Below are 1,008 nucleotides of genomic sequence, written 5' to 3' on the forward strand. Positions count from 1 at the left end.
GCCATATACCCCCTACCATGATTTCGACGACAGGTTTCTTTCCCGAATGCTTGATGATATGTCAGAAAACGAGCGGCTGATCTGTCAAGTCAGAGACACCACCTGTTACGGAGAGGACGGCATTGATGCCGACCCGTCATTCCATTGGCGCGTCTATTCCTGCAGAGTAACCGTCTACCGGCAGAATCTTTCGAAGTTTCATGAAGACTAAGCAGATGGAACTCTGAGAATGAAAGCTGAACGAAAGATGATGATATATGTGAGCCCGGAAGGAGATCGGAATGACCGGTTTCATGTACAACGAGGAACGTGAGCGTGAGGTCGGCGGGGATATCTCACTGGATATCGGCGTATGCGCGTATCGGGGTGCAATGCGCTCAAAGGATCCCGTCGAGAAGGAACGGTTGTTCGACCACGCGATGCGTTGGTACGAGCGTAGTGCGGGTATGGGCAACACCCAAGCGGCGACGAACCTTGGATATATCTTCCTGTATGGGCGCGTGGAGGCGCCTGACTATGACAAGGCGTTTGACTGGTTCGCCAAGGGCGCGGAACTGGGAAACGAGGAGAGCTGCTACAAGCTCGGCGATATGTACAGGTCCGGGAAGGGCTGTGAACGTGACCCGGGTAAGGCGATGGAGCTGTATCGGAAGGCCGAGGTTATCGCGCATCGGACATGCAATCCGGAGGATCCTCAGGACCAGGCGGTGTTGGCGAGCATCGATCTGCGATTGGCCGAGCAGTATGAACACATTGCCGGCGGGAGCGCTGAGGCGTGCCGATACTACCGGCGTGCGGTCGAGAATTTCGAGTCGGCGGTCGACGCCGGACTGAACTGGTATGGCAAGACACTGGACAGTGCAAGGGCCGGCGTGCTGCGTACGGAGGGCGATGGACGTGATTTTGAGCTGTAGGAGTGGCAAAACAGACGTGGCATAGGAGCCGAGATTCGTATTGTTTTTGGCGAATTTGACGACCAGACAGGTTTATAGGTGACTGCGTTGTGTT

At 55.3% G+C, this 1,008-nt stretch carries 2 protein-coding genes; both read left to right on the top strand.

All coding sequences use genetic code 11. The features are described 5' to 3' along the window. On the top strand, positions 1-211 hold a 211-nt coding region (locus H9626_RS13260), incomplete at its 5' end, for a hypothetical protein (protein WP_225231005.1). 82 nt (positions 212-293) lie between these two features. Then, a complete protein-coding gene (locus tag H9626_RS13265) occupies positions 294-914 on the top strand; it encodes a tetratricopeptide repeat protein (protein ID WP_191710793.1) in 621 nt (206 codons plus the stop codon). Positions 915-1,008 lie beyond the last annotated feature (94 nt).

It is taken from the genome of Phocaeicola faecium (genome assembly GCF_014837055.1).
Taxonomy (GTDB): domain Bacteria; phylum Bacteroidota; class Bacteroidia; order Bacteroidales; family Bacteroidaceae; genus Phocaeicola; species Phocaeicola gallinarum.